Origin of the sequence: Bacillus canaveralius (genome assembly GCF_002860125.1) — a bacterium.
Classification (GTDB): domain Bacteria; phylum Bacillota; class Bacilli; order Bacillales; family Cytobacillaceae; genus Bacillus_BJ; species Bacillus_BJ canaveralius.
In genome coordinates this window covers 1-16,396 of the sequence record NZ_PGVA01000084.1, presented here as the reverse complement: position 1 = coordinate 16,396, position 16,396 = coordinate 1, and the positions used below count along the sequence as shown (strand labels likewise).

Genomic DNA, 16,396 nt, shown 5'->3' with positions numbered 1-16,396 from the left:
TAAAAATAACCAAAAGGGGTTCGGAATGAGACCATTCCGAACCCCTTTTGTCGACAATCTGAACAGCGGTCGAATTGACCGCTGTTTTTTTAACTTTTTCGTAGATTCAGTTGTATTGGCCATTATCTGCCAAGTGCTTTCATGCCTTCTGGAGTCATTTTTTCTGGTGACCAGGCCGGCTCCCACACCACTTTCACATCCGCCAAATTAAACTCTTCCAATTCTTCCAAACAATATTTCACCCCATTTACAATGCTGTCATGGAGCGGGCAGCCTGGCGTAGTAAGTGTCATCGTAACATTGACTTGTTTTTCAGCTGGAAAGGAAATATCATAGATCAGGCCGAGATCGACTACATTGATGTTTAATTCGGGGTCGAGCACTCTCTTTAAATTCTTTTGTACATGTTCTGTTAAATCCATTTTTATTAGCCTCCTCATGTTTGTGTAAAATAATTTAGGGGCGCCTTGCGAAAGCGCTAAGTGATGCTGAAAACTTTTCTGCATCTCTATTTCTTTAGGACTGATGCGATAGTTCCGCTGAAAACTACAGCTGCCAGGCTGAAGAGAAATTGGCCCGGATAAAACAGCACTTTCAGACCAAATAAAAGGGCAACAAAAACGATTATCCCCCCGGCTGATAAGGCGAAGAACAGCGGTAAAGCCATCTTTTCATTTATCATATCCTTTAAAACAGGAACGTCCTTTTTGCCGATTTCGCTGCTGTACTTGTGAGTCCACCATAGAAACGGGACAATTTTGAATAGATAGCCAATGATACTAAAAGCGATCCAAAGCAGGAAATAGGCCGCGATAAACGGTCCGGCCAGCCTGGAGAATGTCCCGGTTATAACGGATCCAAATGCCGCAAGATGAACTGCCAGCCCGCAACATATCGCAAAAAGCGAGAACGAAAATGGTTTGTCGAGCTTTCTTTTAATCCGTTTTTTTAAAATGAGCGCCATATGCGAGGCGAAACAGGCAAATCCGATTAATAGAAACAAAAATCCGATCATGAACAACCATTGTTCATTGCTGAAAAAAGATAAGGCCGTGCAAACCAACCCAAATACATAAAAGCAATAAACCAGCCTGGCTTGCCACATCGAGTAGCCGTGGGAAAGGGAAAACATCGGGACCATTTTGTAAGAGAAACCAAAGATAAGCAGCGTAAACCAGCCGGCCAGCCCAAGCAATAGATGGGTTTTAAAAATCGCAGGATACATTGCGGCTGCAAACCCGGTTTTGATGCTCAATATGAGAGTAATCCCGAGCATGATCGTTGCAAATAAACAAAATAATGCAGTTCCTACAAAAAGCGTTATCATACTTGCTTGCGCCTGTTTCTTTAACGTCATCATGATTTGGATGATAAACAAGATGATTCCCGTTAATGTTATTGCTCCCGTGATCATTGCTGTTTGTGGTGCGAAATACAGAGCAGCTGCAAACCAGGTGATACCTGCTGCAGTAACCGCAAATTGAAAAAAACCAAAGCGTTCGTTCCATATCGGAGTTAAAAAAACGACAGGAACAAGCTGGTACATCGAACCCATCGCAATCATCAGCGCCCAGCCCAAAACGAGTAGATGAGCTGCAGACCAGACAGCCGGAATCCGAAAGCTTCCGGAAATCATTTGCTCTCCGTTTAATAATAGAATGATTTGGGAGATCACAAAGGCAAACAAGCTGTAACAGATAAAGAACAGCGGCAGTTTTATATTTGTTTCACTGCCGATACTATTTGGTATCAAACCAATCACCTGCTTAATTTCGTAATATCGATTCTGTAACTTCCGTCAGCATTTTGTTCCGTACGATGCGTGTATCCCATTTCATCTAATTGCTCGTACAGGAACATGGGCCGACGATCGTTGATAATCGTTAAGACGCGCCCCTGTTGCAGGGACTCGAGGGCTTTTAACGTTCTCATCATTGGCTGCGGCGGCTCCAATCCGCGATTATCCAAGATCACTGGCGATCGCCTCTTTTCGTAAAAACCACTTTCCAGTGCTTCTTTTCAATTTGCTCACTTACTGCTTCGAATCCTTTTGCTTTCAAGACGGGAAACAGGGGAACAGGCTTAAAAGGCGCGTGGAGGATAAATACATCATGTTCATTAAGCCCCGAAATAGCTTCCATTATTTTTTGGAATGGCTCAAGCTTATTTTTCAAATCGTCGCGAACATCCAGTTCGACTATTTTCTTATCCATCATAAACAGCCCCTTATAAATGTGATAAATTAATGATAATCATTTTCAGTTGTGAACTACGTGATTTTAATCACAAGACTAGAATAATTCCTTTTGGAGAATTTCTTGAGTGATCAAGAAATTACCCTGTTGGTCCAATTCAATGACGTTCTTCTTTTTTAAGTAGTTGATCGTCCTGCTGATCGTTTCTCTTGATGTGCCAATCATATTGGCAAGTTCACGATGTGTGTAATGGGCTGTCAGTTTATAATGGCTGCCTGTTTGTTCACCGTTTGTTTTACAAAGCCTGAGCAGCAGCATAATAATTTGTTCATAAGTATTATGGAGAATTTGTTCCTCCAATCGATTTTGCAAATCTACAATTTTTTCACCAAGGACTTTAAAGAGTTTAATACAAAGCTCAGGATGAGCGATTAAAATATTCTCAAATTTTTCAATCGGAACAACAATCAGCTCTGCTTCTTCCATAATTTCTGCATGGGCAGGATATTGGCCGTGCCTGAAAAACCCAGCATGCGGAAACATTTCACCTGCTTCCAAAAACGAAACAATTTGTTCCTTGCCGGAATGGTCCGTTTTATAAATTTTTACTCTGCCTGAATGAATAAAAAATACTTTGTCCAAAGGATGTCCCTGCATAAATACATACATTTTTTGCTTGTAAATCCTTGTATGCGCAATATTAATGATTTTTTCGAGCTCATGAGAAGACAGCTCTTTAAAAAGAGGAACCTCAGCCAAACGCCGTTCAATATCGCCTGTTTTCATCTATAACCCTCCAGTATTTCCTATTAAATTCAGTGTACCAAGCCAGAAATCGATACAAAGTGACGTTCATCATACAATTGAATATTTTCGTAACAGTTGTGCTAAATATCACAATCACACGATGAACAGCTTCACTAACAATCGGTGCTGCAACGATTAAAATGAGGGTGAAATCAAATAGAAAGGATGTATTGATATGGAGGTAAATCGAGGTATTCCCACACAAAAAGTGGTGAAGAAAAATAAAAACGCTCTCTTAAAATCGATTTTGATTCTCACGATTGTATTTAGTTTTACGATTCTTATTGTAGGTGGTTTCTGGATTTTTAAAGAAATGGCTCCCCAGCCTCTTGAGGTTACCAATGAAAAAGGAGAGGTGATCTTAACTAAAAAATCGATTATAGGAGGGCAGGCCGTCTTCCAAAAATATGGTCTGATGGATTATGGAACCGTCCTTGGACATGGATCGTATATGGGCCCGGATTACACGGCGGAGGCATTAAAAATATATACGGAAGGAATGCAGGATTTTAAAGCACAGCAAATACACGACAAAAACTTTGCTGAGTTAAACACAGATGAACAAACCGTGATTAAAAATCAAGTGATTAAGGAAATGCGTGAGAACCGCTATGAAGCTGACACGGATAAACTGTTTTTAACAGATTCTCAAGCCTTCGGTGTCAAAAAAGTAAGAGCGTTTTACAAGCAAGTGTTCACTGAAGGAGACGGTTGGGGATTAAAGCCCAATTTAATCAAGGAGGAACATTTACCAGAGAATGACCGTTTGTGGATCGCCGAGGGAGACCAGACCCGGCAAATAGCCGATTTCTTTTTCTGGACCGCCTGGTTATCCAGTACCGAGCGGATAGGTGATGATATTACTTATACAAACAACTGGCCTTATTATGAAGATGCGGGCAATACCATGTCGTTCTCAGCTATTTGGTGGAGCGGTGCCAGTGTCACAATTCTCATCTTATTTATCGGAATCATTTTATTCGTCTTCTACCGTTACCACCTTGGAATGGAGGAAGCATATACGGACGGCAATTTTCCGCGGATCGAATTGGGGAAATTACCTGTCACATCTTCACAATTGAAAACAACGAAATACTTTGTCATCGTTGCCGCTTTATTCTTTGTCCAGGCGATGTTTGGAGCATTGCTGGCCCACTACTATATAGAGCCTGACAGCTTCTTTGGGATGAAGTGGATTTATGATATTCTCCCGTTCAATATTGCGAAGGGGTACCACTTACAGCTGGCTATTCTTTGGATCGCAACAGCATGGCTTGGAATGGGGATTTACATTGCGCCGCTGGTAGGAGGGTTTGAACCAAAGAGACAGGGGCTGCTCGTCGATGTTTTATTTTGGGCGCTCGTCGTTCTTGTTGTCGGAAGTATGGTCGGGCAATGGCTCGGTGCAAACGGATATTTAGGAAACTTATGGTTCTTGCTTGGCCACCAGGGCTGGGAGTACCTTGAGCTTGGACGGATTTGGCAAATCATTCTCGTCGTCGGAATGCTCATATGGCTGTTTATTGTTTACCGCGGCATCCGGAGCGGATTGAAAAGGGAGTCGGATAAGGGAGGTTTAATCCACCTGTTATTTTATTCGGCAATTGCTGTGCCGCTTTTCTATGTATTCGCATTCTTTATGAATCCGGATTCAAATTTTACGTTTGCTGATTTTTGGCGCTGGTGGATTATCCATCTATGGGTCGAAGGAATTTTTGAAGTTTTTGCTGTCGTTGTCATCGGGTTCTTGCTTGTCCAAATGAGACTTGTGACAAAAAGCTCGACCGTTAAAGCACTTTACTTTCAGTTGATCCTCCTGCTCGGAAGCGGCGTAATCGGAATCGGCCATCATTATTATTATAATGGTTCAGCCGAAGTTTGGATCGCGCTTGGTGCCGTATTTTCAGCGCTGGAAGTCATTCCGTTGACCCTATTGATTCTTGAAGCATACGAACAATATAAAATGATGCGTGCAGGGGGAATTGATTTTCCTTATAAAGGAACTTTCTGGTTCCTAATTTCAGTGGCGATTTGGAATCTAGTTGGCGCCGGTGTCCTCGGCTTCTTAATTAACCTGCCTGCTGTCAGCTTCCTTGAGCACGGCCAATTCCTCACTCCGGCACATGGACACGCGGCGATGATGGGTGTATACGGCATGTTTGCCTGTGCCGTTCTCGTTTATTCTTTAAGGAATGTTGTCAAACCGGAAAAATGGAATGATAAATGGGTGAAATTCTCCTGCATGATGTTGAATATTGGCCTTGCCGGAATGGTTTTTGTTTCGCTGCTGCCAGTCGGCGTTATCCAAATGAAAGAGGCATTTGATCATGGCTACGCTGCATCGCGCTCGGCCCAGTTTTTACAACAGGATATCATCCAGAAGCTGCTCACGTACCGATCGATTCCGGACACGATCTTCCTGATTGGAGTAGCGACGTTGCTGATCTTCTGCTTAAAAGCAATCATCAATACTCGCAAAGTCACACATAAAGAAAACGAAGCTCTTCCAGTCGATGACCTTGCGGCCGATGAGTAAACACTTTGCAAATATGCTGAATCGTTATTATAAAGGATGGCAAATTGCCATCCTTTTAACTTTCCTCATCGTTTCTGTGGATTGCTGAGTCGCACTCAAAACAAACGATTTTGTTGTCATCGGTGTGAACACCGTTAAAAAAACCATCAAGGCAATAAACATCTTTTCCGCAAATTGAACACTTTCCAACGTGCTCTTTCAAACTACCACCTCTTTTTATGACAGTCTGGTCCTACTCTTGATTCTATTATGTTTATTATAATCGTATCAACCAAAAATCGGGGGCATAAATCATAGATAGCATGTGATGCGCTTCACTCATTCTTTACATATCACTATCTATAATAATAAGTGTAAACCACCTTATTAAGGAGGAAAAAACTATGAGAGAATTTGCTGCTGTTATTGTTGCTCCAGACTACCCGCCCCGCGAAAAGCATCCAGTTATTTTTGGTGCATTTGATGCCTTGAAGCCGGGTGAATTTATGAAGGTCGTCAACGATCATGATCCAAGGCCGCTTCAATACCAGTTTATGATTGAAAGAAAAGACCAGTTTTCTTGGGAATATCTTGAAGAAGGACCGGAAACTTGGAGAGTCGCAATTGGAAAAAATAAATAACTGGCACTAAGCGGAGTTTTCCCTGAGAATTCCGCTTTTCTGCATCCTCTCAAAGCGAAGTTGGCCCCCTTTTCAGAAAAATATGATAAAATATGGAGGAAATGAACGTATAGGAGGAAAGTAGATGGTTCAGGCAACTGCACAGTTAGAACAAGATTTTTTGGATTATGTAAAAAAAATGACGGCTTATAATGAAGCCTTGTCATTAATGTTTTGGGATTTGCGCACGGGCGCTCCGAAAAAGGGTATTGAACAGCGTTCCGAAGTAATTGGGATGCTTTCTTCCGAAGTATTTAGAATGTCAACATCAGAAGAAATGGCAGCATACATAGCAAAGCTTTCTTCCACAGAACAGTTATCCGAAGTAACCGCAAAAATTCTTGAGGAAAGCAAAAAAGATTATGACCGCAATAAAAAAATCCCGGCTGGAGAATATAAAGAATATGTAATTCTTCAATCAAAAGCAGAAAGCGTGTGGGAAGAGGCAAAGGCAAAGTCGGATTTCAGCATGTTTTTGCCTTTTCTAAATAAGCTAGTTGAGACCAATAAACGTTTTATCAACTACTGGGGCTATGAAGGCAATAAATATAATACTTTGCTTGATATGTATGAACCAGGGGTCACTGTCGAAATCCTCGACAAAGTTTTCGGAGAACTGCGAGAAAAAATCGTCCCGCTCGTAAAAAGGATCAGCGATTCAGCCAATAAGCCAGCGACTGAATTTCTCTATAAAAAATTCCCGAAGGATAAACAAAAAGGGTTCAGCGAAGAAATTCTGCGGCAAATGGGCTATAACTTTGATGCAGGGCGGCTGGATGAGACGGTCCACCCGTTTGCAATCGGTTTAAATCCGGGAGATGTCCGGGTGACAACAAAATACGATGAAACAGACTTCCGCACGGCTGTGTTCGGAACAATTCATGAAGGCGGGCATGCTTTATACGAACAAAATATTTCCACAGAATTAGTGGGAACATCGTTGTGTACCGGAACCTCAATGGGGATCCATGAATCGCAGTCACTGTTTTACGAAAATTTTGTCGGCCGCAATGAATCGTTTTGGACAAAAAATTATGGGCTGCTAAAAAGCTATGCAGAAGGCCAATTTGATAATGTTGATTTGGGTGACTTTTACCGGGCAATTAATGAATCCAAACCATCCTTAATCCGGATTGAAGCAGATGAATTAACGTATCCACTCCATGTTATCATTCGCTATGAAATTGAAAAAGGCCTTTTTAATGATGAAATCAATGTTGAAGACTTGCCGCAGGTTTGGAATGACAAATATGAAGAATATTTAGGTGTCAGACCGGAAAATGATGCGCAAGGTGTTCTACAGGATGTGCACTGGTCAGGAGGAAGCTTCGGGTACTTCCCTTCTTATGCACTTGGCTATATGTACGCAGCCCAGTTCAAGAATGCACTCCTAAAAGACATTCCAAACTATGACCAGCTTCTTGAACAAGGGAATCTGCTCCCTGTAAAAGAGTGGCTTACCGAAAAGGTTCACAAGCACGGGAAAATGAAAAAGCCTTTGGAGATATTGACAGATGTTACCGGCGAAGGGCTGAATGCTAATTATTTAATCAATTACCTTTATGAAAAATACGGTCGGGTTTACGAGTTGAACTAGTTGGGAACAGGGGATGGCGGCCGTCATCCTCTTCCTTTCGAGATAAATGATTAAAAAATTGTTGCCCTTTATGATGATTGCCGCCGGTGCATCATTATGGGGCTTAATTGCTTTTTTCGTGAAAGGTTTGACATCGTTAGGTTTTTCTGCGATGGAAATCGTGACGCTCCGTGTTGTTTTCGCTTCAATCATTCTTGTGATAATTGGAATCGCTGCATCCCGACCACAAATGAAGATCTCGCTCCGCGACATCCATTTGTTTGCTGGAACCGGAATCTTAAGCATTGTATTTTTTAATTGGTGTTATTTTACCGCGATCAACCAATTGACTATTTCAATTGCTGTCATTTTGCTGTACACTTCGCCTGCCTTTGTCGCTCTGTTATCGTTCTTTTTTTTAAAAGAGAAAATTGATTCCCGGAAAAAAACGGCGATTATCGGAACGATTGTCGGCAGTGTCTTAATCGCTGGTATGAGCGGACAAGATACAGGCTCCTTGAGCCCGATCGGGACGATTATCGGATTGGGGGCAGGACTCGGCTATGCTCTTTACAGCATCTTTGGAAAGTTTGCCTTGCAAAAATACTCTGCTTATACGGTAACATTGTATACTTTCGTGGTCGCGGCTCTTTTTCTGCTGCCGGTAACCCGCATCTGGGAAAGAGGGGAGGCGCTCTTCGATGTAGAGGTGGTGTTGCTTGCAGCAGGGTTAGGCCTGCTTCCGACTGTACTGGCGTACTATCTTTATACGTGGGGACTGGAAAGAACCGAGAGCAGCACTGCGGCTGTTATTGCGACAATCGAGCCGGTTGTTGCCGTTTTGCTCGGTTTATTTTTATATGGCGAGAGCCTCGGAATCTTTCAAATACTAGGTTCTGCTTTAATCATATTGTCCGTTTGTGCCGTTAATCTCCGTGCAGATGGATCAAAAAATGTTTTCACAAAAAAATCGCTCCATTGAAGGAGCGATTTTTTGTGAAACTGCCTACCAGAGCTTAAAGCCTTTCGATCCAGGCGGTGCATTTTGGATTATATCTATGAAAGGTATTGTATAAGCAAACAGAATTAAGGCGACAGTAAGCCCGAGCCACAGCTTCCAATTTTCCAAAAACATTGGTACTTTTTCTGTTTTATCCTCCGCTTCGCCGACCGGGAATTCTTCATCCCCTTTAGGGGCAAAGAAGGCGAGATTAATAAAAATATAGAGCATGAGAATTATCCCCAAAAATAAAATCGATCCGCCAACGGCCTGGGCAATTTGGTAAGGGATCCATTCCAATGCCTGCGCGGCATCACCGTACGTTGAGAATGAAGACCTGCGCGGCGCACCGAGAAGGCCGGCTGCATGCATCGCACCAGACATAAAGGTCATGCCAATCGACCAAATAACGGCTTGAATGATCGCCAGTTTGTTCATTTGTTTTGTCAGCTTCCGCCCGGTTAAATGCGGAACAAGCCAGTAAGTAATTCCAAAGAAGGTAAGAACAACGGCTGTTGCCAGCGTTAAATGAAAGTGGCCGGTTACCCAAATTGTATTATGTACAACCTGATTCATCTGGTTTGACGCATTGATGATTCCTCCTGCACCAGCAGGAATGAACGAGAGCATTCCGATAAATGGAACAGTGAAACGGGCATCACCCCATGGAAGCTTTTTAAACCAGCCAAATAATCCTTTTCCGCCTTGCGCTCTGCCAAAACGTTCAAAGGTTGCGAATAACGAGAAAGCGGTCATCAGCGATGGAATGACGACTAAGAACGTTAAAACGACCTGAAGAAACTTCCAGGCAGGGTCTATACCCGGTTCAGTTAACTGATGGTGAAAACCTACAGGAATAGAAAATAGCAGGAATAGTATAAACGACATCCGCGCCAGTGAATCAGAGAAAATTTTTCCGCCGATAATTTTCGGGATAATTACATACCAAGCCATATAAGCTGGCAGCAGCCAGAAATAGACGAGTGGATGGCCAAAATACCAGAACAATGTCCGGCTCACCAAAACATCAACCGTATCAACAAGGCCTAAAGACCACGGCAGCAATTGGATAAGCACCGTCGCAGCGACACCAAGCGTTGCTACAATCCACAGCAATGTATTGACAAGGGCCATGAAAGTCAGCAATGGACTTGGCTTGCCCGGGTTGTTTTTTCTCCACTGTATATAAGCGGCAATAATCGCTGCACCGCCAACCCAGCTCCCGACTACAACAAGTGTCAGGCCTAAATAAAAGAGAGCATGGGCCTGCAAAGGGGCATAAAACGTATAAAGAACTGACGCTTTATTTAGCAGGATCATAACAGCAGCCATCGCTGTTCCGAGCGTCATTAGCCAAAAGCCAATCCAGCCCAGTTTACGTTGCCCGTTCGTTAGGGTGCCGGATGTCCGGCTCACGGCAGCAATTTGAAAGCCAAGGATAAAAAATGTTGTTAACACTAATCCAAGCACAACACCGTGGACAGTTAAAACTTGATAATAGGTGATTCCCCATGGCAATTCCAATTTTCCTGAGCGTACTAAAACTTGCAATAACCCCGCAAGGCCGCCGAGTGCCAGCGCAATAAAAGCGACATGCAAGTGCGCCATTGCCAGTTTTCCATCACGGCGGTCAACCTTTATATTTGCTTCAGTGCTTAGCATTATTTAACCACCTCGATCTTCGAATTCATCATATGGTGTCCAACTCCACAGTATTCATTGCAGACGACCAAAAACTCGCCCGGTTTGTCAAAGGTAGTCACATATTCGGAAACATATCCCGGTTCAAGCATCATGTTAATGTTGGTTCCTGCCACTTCAAAACCGTGGACAACATCTTTTGTGGTTGCAATAACCTTTACTTTTGCACCTAACGGAACCTCTACCTGAACAGGATTATAGGCAAAAGCAGCCGCAACATAAACTAATTCATAATCCCATTCTTTTCCCTCAACTTTATTCAAGCCCGGCTTATCAAACGGTGCTTGTGTATCGACTTTTTCAGGATCGACCGTTGCCAGGCAGCTTGGCGGCTGATTTCCAAGGTAGAATGCACTTACTCCTATAATCGTTAAGAACACGAGAAGTGATCCGACTCCAAAAATAAGCCAGGCTTTTTCAAACTTATGCATATGCATGGCTCTTTCCCCTTTCTATCTCTTAAAAACGATCTAAAAATAAATAATAAACGCTTACCCAGGTGATGATCAGGAAGAAACCCAATAAAAAAACGGAAGCTAACGTGCCCTTTAAAGAGGAGCTATCCTCAATTTCTGTTTTAGTTTGGTTGCGGAGTTCCGTTTTCGCCATGCTATTCCCTCCTTTCAAAAAGTTAGATAAATAGATGATTACAATCCCATAATACAAGACAATAGTCAAAGTTCCAGATGGTTTCCGGCAGTTCACAAATTGTTCATTCGTTACGTAAGTAATATGTTAATGGTGTAAACTTGTAATAGCAGTGATTAATATCACATCCGGACAGGGAGAAATGTGAAGAAAATGTGACTAAGATCACCGATGATAGTGTTTTGATGCGGAGGTCGTTAAGGAAAATCAACAATGAAAGTGTTTCAGGCAGTGGTGATAAAGCATATTTTTATGTACTTGTTAAAAGATTTATCCTTATATTGTTAGTTGGAAAAGAGCAACCTATAATCCAGGTTGCTCCGGATCTTTATCCCTTACATTTGGGTCAACTAACGTTTCAAATGACCATCCTGTTAGTGTAATAATACATCTAATATTTTTTATAAATAAAAAACTATATAAGCATTCCTGTAGAGAGTTAATTTATTGATTTACGGGCTTTGATATTTTAGAAATAGAGAGCTTTTCTCGCTAATTATTAATCTTTTCCTATATCGGACTCATAAAGGACATTTCTCTCGTATTCCCTATTAGTTGTGGGCTTCATGAATCCTATGAAGAACACTTACCTATTTTCCGAATGAATCTTGTCTTTCATGAGCCCTATGAAAAACACTTCGCCTATTTTTCGAATGAGTTTTATCCTTCGTGAGCCCTAAAAGCACCGATCTAAAGATAGAAACTGATAATTCCAGTTATTTAGATTAAGTTGATGATATATGGCAAAACTTGACCGAAAAGGGGATGTGTTGATCACAAACCAACAGCATCGCAATGCTTTGCTATTTTCCGAATATTAAAGTAATTATCTTTTGTTAATATTCGTGTTTCCTATGGGAAACTATTGATTTATTAATTTGGGATGTTATAATATTACTAATTCAATACGGATTCACTCATATAATCGCGGGGATATGGCCTGCAAGTTTCTACCGGAATACCGTAAATGTTCCGACTATGGGTGAGCAATGGGACCGGAACCTTATTTGCTGTTCCTTCCTTTTACCTTCAAGCTGTTAGCCTGACGGTCATTGCCTCACTCATTTACAGAGGGGGCTTTGGCCTTCAGGCTTTTTTGTTTTTTCACCATGACGAGGAGGGACAAGATGGAACTGCTTAAACAAAAAATCAGAAACGAAGGAATGGTTCTTTCGGAAACCGTTTTAAAGGTGGATTCATTTTTAAACCATCAAATTGATCCGAATCTTATGAATGAAGTCGGTCAAGAATTTGCCCACTTGTTTAAAAATGATGGAATTACGAAGGTTTTGACGATTGAATCTTCGGGGATTGCTCCTGGACTGATGGCTGCATTCCATTTAAATGTACCGGTTATTTTTGCGAGAAAAAGAAAGTCTTTAACGCTTATGAATGATTTATTGACGGCATCTGTTCATTCTTTTACAAAGCAGGAGACAACAGAAATATCTGTGTCCAAGCAATATATCGGTAAAGGTGACAGGATACTGATCATCGATGACTTTCTCGCGAATGGGCAAGCAGCATTCGGGCTTATTGACATTGTTCTTGCCACGCAAGCAGAAGTGACTGGAATTGGGATTGTCATTGAAAAAGCTTTTCAGAGTGGCGGCCAACAGCTGCGTGACAGCGGCTATCGAGTCGAATCACTGGCCAGGATAAAATCACTTAAAAACAAGCAAGTTCAATTTATTGAAGAGACGGGGGCAGCTGTAAAATGAACTCAAATATCATAAAAACCGCTTCACTTGGAATTCAGCACGTACTGGCCATGTATGCAGGGGCTGTGATTGTACCATTGATTGTTGGCGGAGCGCTTGGGCTGACAGGGGAGCAGTTAACCTATCTTGTGTCGATAGATATTTTCATGTGCGGGATTGCGACGATTCTCCAAGTTTGGCGCAATAAATTTTTTGGGATTGGTCTTCCGGTAGTGCTGGGCTGCACGTTCACGGCAGTTGGCCCAATGATTGCGATTGGCGGCCAATATGGAATTTCGGCAATTTACGGGGCAATTATTGCTTCAGGCCTGTTTGTGCTCGTGATCGGCAAATATTTTGGCAAGCTCGTCAAGTTTTTCCCGCCGGTAGTCACAGGCTCTGTCGTGACCATTATCGGAATAACTTTAATTCCTGTTGCCATGAATAACATGGCAGGGGGGCAGGGAAGTCCTGATTTCGGTTCATTATCAAACATTTCGCTGGCGTTTGGAACTTTATTATTTATTCTGTTTCTTTACCGTTTTACGAAAGGTTTTATTCGTTCGATCGCGATTCTGCTTGGATTGGGTGCGGGGACGATCGCCGCTTATTTCATGGGCAAAGTGAACTTCAGTGCAGTTGGGGATGCTTCATGGTTCCATATCGCCAAGCCATTTTATTTTGGGATGCCGACCTTTGAAGCAACCGCGATTTTAACGATGATTTTAGTGGCAGTTGTCAGCCTGGTAGAATCAACAGGCGTATACTTTGCTGTTGGTGATATTACGAATCGGCAAGTTTCTGAACAGGACCTGGGAAACGGGTACCGTGCCGAAGGACTGGCGATTCTCTTAGGCGGAATCTTTAATGCTTTTCCATATACGGCTTATTCGCAAAATGTCGGATTACTCCAATTATCGGGTGTTAAAAGCAAAAATGTCATTTATACAGCTGGTGTATTTTTGGTTGTTTTAGGCCTGATGCCTAAAATCGGCGCATTAACGACTGTTATTCCTGCAGCCGTCCTTGGCGGGGCAATGGTCGCGATGTTTGGGATGGTTGTCGCCTATGGAATTAAAATGCTCAGCAAAGTCGAATTTGCTTCACAGGAAAATCTGTTAATCATCGCCTGCTCAACTGCAATGGGACTTGGCGTGACAGCCGTACCGGATTTATTCGCACAGCTCCCTGCCAGCCTGCAAATCTTAACAAGCAACGGCATTGTCGCCGGCAGTTTGACCGCGATCTTTCTAAACATAGCTTTTAATATTTTCGCAGGCAGTAAAAAAGCTGAGTTGGCGAATTTAAAGGAACAGAAGGTTTCATGATATGAAAAGAAGCTGCTTTTGCATCCAGGAAGCAGCGTTATGAATGGTTTAAAGGAAAATATATTGCTGAAATGGTAATGATTGATGGATGTCGTTTTAACACTCTCATTATATAATAAAGAAGCACAACAACTCCTTCAAAACATATGGCTTCCTCCAGGTGGAGGAAGTTTTTTTCGTTTTTCAGAATGAGCCTTAGTTTAAAATTCACTTCACCGGGTACGGAAAAGAATCACCATGAAGTTTGCATAGTGCTGATGATAAATGGAAAAAATAACCTTATGTTGATAAAAGGAGAAGTTTGTTATGCCCACTATATTATCAGTAGCCGAAGCTATACCTCCTTATGAAATCAAGCAGGAACAGGTTTCCGAATTTGCCCGTGACCTCTTTTCCGAAACATTCAAAGATATAGGCCGGCTATTGGCCGTTTTCCAAAACGGGGAAATTGACAAACGCCACTTCGTCAAAGGTCTTGATTGGTTTAAAATCGACCGGAGCTTTGAAGAAAAAAATGACGCTTACATAGAACATGGAGTTGAGTTAGGACTTACCGCGATCAAAGGCTGCCTTCATCACTATGAATTTTTAAACCGCGCGGTCCCTTTTACAGAAATAGATGCGATCTTTACGGTTTCGAGCACGGGGCTTGCCACACCGGGCATTGAAGCAAGAATTATGAATGAACTCCCTTTTTCAGTCCATACAAAAAGGATTCCGCTCTGGGGATTGGGCTGTGCAGGAGGTGCTGCAGGATTGTCCAGGGCATATGAATATTGTCTTGCTTACCCTGAGGCAAAGGTGATTGTTCTAGCGATTGAGCTCTGCAGCCTGACTTTTCAGCGCAATGACCATTCAAAAAGCAATTTAATCGGTACCTCTCTTTTTGCTGACGGGGCAGCCTGTGCGTTAATTGCCGGTAGAAATTCGAATGCCCGCCATTATCAAAAGCGGGCGGCTGCGCCGAAAATTTTCGCAACGAGGTCCACGACAATGCCGCATTCATTGGATGTGATGGGGTGGGATGTGAAAAACGAAGGGCTATTTGTCGTATTTTCAAAGAACATTCCTTCCCTGATCGAAAATTGGCTGAGACCAAATGTCATCTCGTTTTTGCACAACTTTAATTTAAAAATAGAAGACGTTGACCACTTTATTGCCCATCCAGGCGGAAAAAAAGTGCTTGAAGCTTATGTTAAGTCGCTTAGCATACCCGCAGACATGGTTGAAGTTTCACAAGATATTTTGCGGAATTTCGGCAATATGTCATCAGCCACGATTTTTTACGTATTAAGGCAATTTCTGCAAAAAGGCGAAAGCGGGCAGCTGGGATTAGCAGCAGCGCTCGGGCCTGGATTCAGTTCTGAATTGTTACTGATGAGGTGGGAATAGTGCTGTTTTTTATATTTTTAGCAGTGGTGATCACCCAACGGATCATCGAGCTCGTCATTGCAAAAAGGAATGAACGATGGCTGAAAAAGCGCGGAGCAATTGAATTTGGCAAAGCGCATTACCGGATCATCGTGTTCATCCATGCGTTGTTTTTTATTTGTTTACTTTTTGAGGTCATTTATTTTAAGAAAGAGCTTTCTTTTTTCTGGCCGCTATTACTAGTCTTGTTTTTGATCACGCAGGCAGGGAGGATATGGGCTTTAACCTCTTTAGGGCGATATTGGAACACGAAGATCATCGTTCTTCCGGGCAGTGAAGTAGTCAAAAAGGGTCCTTACCAATTTATGAAACACCCGAATTATGTTATTGTTTCACTGGAGCTGTTGATTGTCCCTTTGTTATTCGACGCGTATATAACAGCGCTGCTTTTTTCGATGCTTAATGCATTGATATTATCAATTCGCATTCCTGCGGAAGAGAAAGCGTTAAAAGACTTGACAGAGTATGATAGGCGATTTGCCGCAACAAATCGGTTTATCCCCAAAAATGTTAATAAAGTGTGACAATTTTAAAAGTTTATTGAAAATGATTATCGTTCGTGATAATATCTAATTGAACTTGAATATTATTCTCAACTACATCATTAACAAGGATGGTGTTACATATGGTTTCAATGTTGGTTGCTTTAACAGTGGCCGTTTATGGCTTCGTCATGAAGTATGTATTAAACCATGTCTTAAAGCCTGCTCAATCTAAATAATAACTTTAAGAAGCCAGGAGTGTTCCGGGCTTCTTTTGTGCGCTTGGCAGCGCTTCGCTCTAATGGGTGAAAGTCCCTAACATGCCGTTGTGGC

The 16,396-nt window shown here is 42.2% G+C and carries 16 protein-coding genes and 1 riboswitch; of the genes, 8 read left to right on the top strand and 8 right to left on the bottom strand.

The window, feature by feature from the left end; genetic code table 11:
- Window positions 1–122 precede the first annotated feature (122 nt).
- The 5 genes from CU635_RS22220 to CU635_RS22200 all read right to left on the bottom strand — a co-directional run bounded on the left by CU635_RS22220 (window position 123) and on the right by CU635_RS22200 (window position 2,981).
- The gene (locus CU635_RS22220; RefSeq protein WP_101579546.1) at window positions 123–422 is read right to left on the bottom strand and encodes a metal-sulfur cluster assembly factor; all 300 of its coding nucleotides are present in this window, start codon (window positions 420–422) and stop codon (window positions 123–125) included.
- Between the two features lie 86 nt (window positions 423–508).
- Window positions 509–1,762 (bottom strand): hypothetical protein, encoded by a 1,254-nt coding sequence (locus CU635_RS22215; RefSeq protein WP_308303504.1) that lies wholly within the window; start codon window positions 1,760–1,762, stop codon window positions 509–511.
- Window positions 1,759–1,974, bottom strand: coding sequence for a DUF2249 domain-containing protein (locus CU635_RS22210; RefSeq protein WP_101579544.1), 216 nt, complete (start codon window positions 1,972–1,974; stop codon window positions 1,759–1,761). The genes CU635_RS22215 and CU635_RS22210 overlap by 4 nt, the downstream gene beginning before the upstream one ends.
- Window positions 1,971–2,213, bottom strand: coding sequence for a DUF2249 domain-containing protein (locus tag CU635_RS22205; RefSeq protein ID WP_101579548.1), 243 nt, complete (start codon window positions 2,211–2,213; stop codon window positions 1,971–1,973). Before CU635_RS22205 ends, CU635_RS22210 begins: the two co-directional genes overlap by 4 nt.
- A 78-nt stretch (window positions 2,214–2,291) precedes the next feature.
- Window positions 2,292–2,981: a Crp/Fnr family transcriptional regulator gene (locus CU635_RS22200; protein WP_101579543.1), complete on the bottom strand. Its 690-nt coding sequence runs from the start codon at window positions 2,979–2,981 to the stop codon at window positions 2,292–2,294.
- A gap of 196 nt (window positions 2,982–3,177) precedes the next feature.
- Here CU635_RS22200 and CU635_RS22195 point away from each other — a divergent pair, with 196 nt between their 5' ends.
- The 4 genes from CU635_RS22195 to CU635_RS22180 all read left to right on the top strand — a co-directional run bounded on the left by CU635_RS22195 (window position 3,178) and on the right by CU635_RS22180 (window position 8,755).
- Window positions 3,178–5,538 (top strand): nitric-oxide reductase large subunit, encoded by a 2,361-nt coding sequence (locus tag CU635_RS22195; RefSeq protein WP_101579542.1) that lies wholly within the window; start codon window positions 3,178–3,180, stop codon window positions 5,536–5,538.
- A gap of 383 nt (window positions 5,539–5,921) precedes the next feature.
- Entirely contained in the window at window positions 5,922–6,158 is a 237-nt protein-coding gene (locus CU635_RS22190; RefSeq protein ID WP_101579541.1) for a DUF2249 domain-containing protein, read from the top strand.
- A 124-nt stretch (window positions 6,159–6,282) separates the two neighbouring features.
- Window positions 6,283–7,794 (top strand): carboxypeptidase M32, encoded by a 1,512-nt coding sequence (locus CU635_RS22185; protein ID WP_101579540.1) that lies wholly within the window; start codon window positions 6,283–6,285, stop codon window positions 7,792–7,794.
- A gap of 46 nt (window positions 7,795–7,840) precedes the next feature.
- Window positions 7,841–8,755, top strand: coding sequence for a DMT family transporter (locus CU635_RS22180; RefSeq protein ID WP_308303503.1), 915 nt, complete (start codon window positions 7,841–7,843; stop codon window positions 8,753–8,755).
- A 24-nt stretch (window positions 8,756–8,779) separates the two neighbouring features.
- On the opposite strand, the gene CU635_RS22175 is transcribed toward CU635_RS22180, so the two are convergent.
- Genes CU635_RS22175 through CU635_RS22165 form a run of 3 tightly spaced genes read right to left on the bottom strand, consistent with a single transcriptional unit; the run spans window position 8,780 to window position 11,083 of the window.
- On the bottom strand, window positions 8,780–10,435 hold the full coding sequence (locus tag CU635_RS22175; protein WP_101579539.1) for a b(o/a)3-type cytochrome-c oxidase subunit 1: 1,656 nt from the start codon (window positions 10,433–10,435) through the stop codon (window positions 8,780–8,782).
- On the bottom strand, window positions 10,435–10,911 hold the full coding sequence (locus CU635_RS22170) for a cytochrome c oxidase subunit II (protein WP_101579538.1): 477 nt from the start codon (window positions 10,909–10,911) through the stop codon (window positions 10,435–10,437). Before CU635_RS22170 ends, CU635_RS22175 begins: the two co-directional genes overlap by 1 nt.
- A gap of 22 nt (window positions 10,912–10,933) precedes the next feature.
- Window positions 10,934–11,083: a cytochrome c oxidase subunit 2A gene (locus CU635_RS22165; protein WP_101579537.1), complete on the bottom strand. Its 150-nt coding sequence runs from the start codon at window positions 11,081–11,083 to the stop codon at window positions 10,934–10,936.
- A 936-nt stretch (window positions 11,084–12,019) separates the two neighbouring features.
- A riboswitch (purine riboswitch) is annotated at window positions 12,020–12,121 on the top strand.
- A gap of 128 nt (window positions 12,122–12,249) precedes the next feature.
- Between CU635_RS22165 and CU635_RS22155 the strand changes: the two genes are divergently transcribed.
- The 4 genes from CU635_RS22155 (at window position 12,250) to CU635_RS22140 (ending at window position 16,105) form a co-directional block, all read left to right on the top strand.
- Window positions 12,250–12,843, top strand: a complete 594-nt coding sequence (locus tag CU635_RS22155; protein WP_101579535.1) for a xanthine phosphoribosyltransferase — start codon at window positions 12,250–12,252, stop codon at window positions 12,841–12,843.
- Window positions 12,840–14,150 (top strand): nucleobase:cation symporter-2 family protein, encoded by a 1,311-nt coding sequence (locus tag CU635_RS22150; protein WP_101579534.1) that lies wholly within the window; start codon window positions 12,840–12,842, stop codon window positions 14,148–14,150. Before CU635_RS22155 ends, CU635_RS22150 begins: the two co-directional genes overlap by 4 nt.
- Window positions 14,151–14,456: 306 nt before the next feature.
- Complete coding sequence (locus CU635_RS22145; RefSeq protein ID WP_101579533.1) at window positions 14,457–15,542, top strand: type III polyketide synthase; 1,086 nt, start codon at window positions 14,457–14,459, stop codon at window positions 15,540–15,542.
- Complete coding sequence (locus CU635_RS22140; protein ID WP_101579532.1) at window positions 15,542–16,105, top strand: isoprenylcysteine carboxyl methyltransferase family protein; 564 nt, start codon at window positions 15,542–15,544, stop codon at window positions 16,103–16,105. The genes CU635_RS22145 and CU635_RS22140 overlap by 1 nt, the downstream gene beginning before the upstream one ends.
- Window positions 16,106–16,396 lie beyond the last annotated feature (291 nt).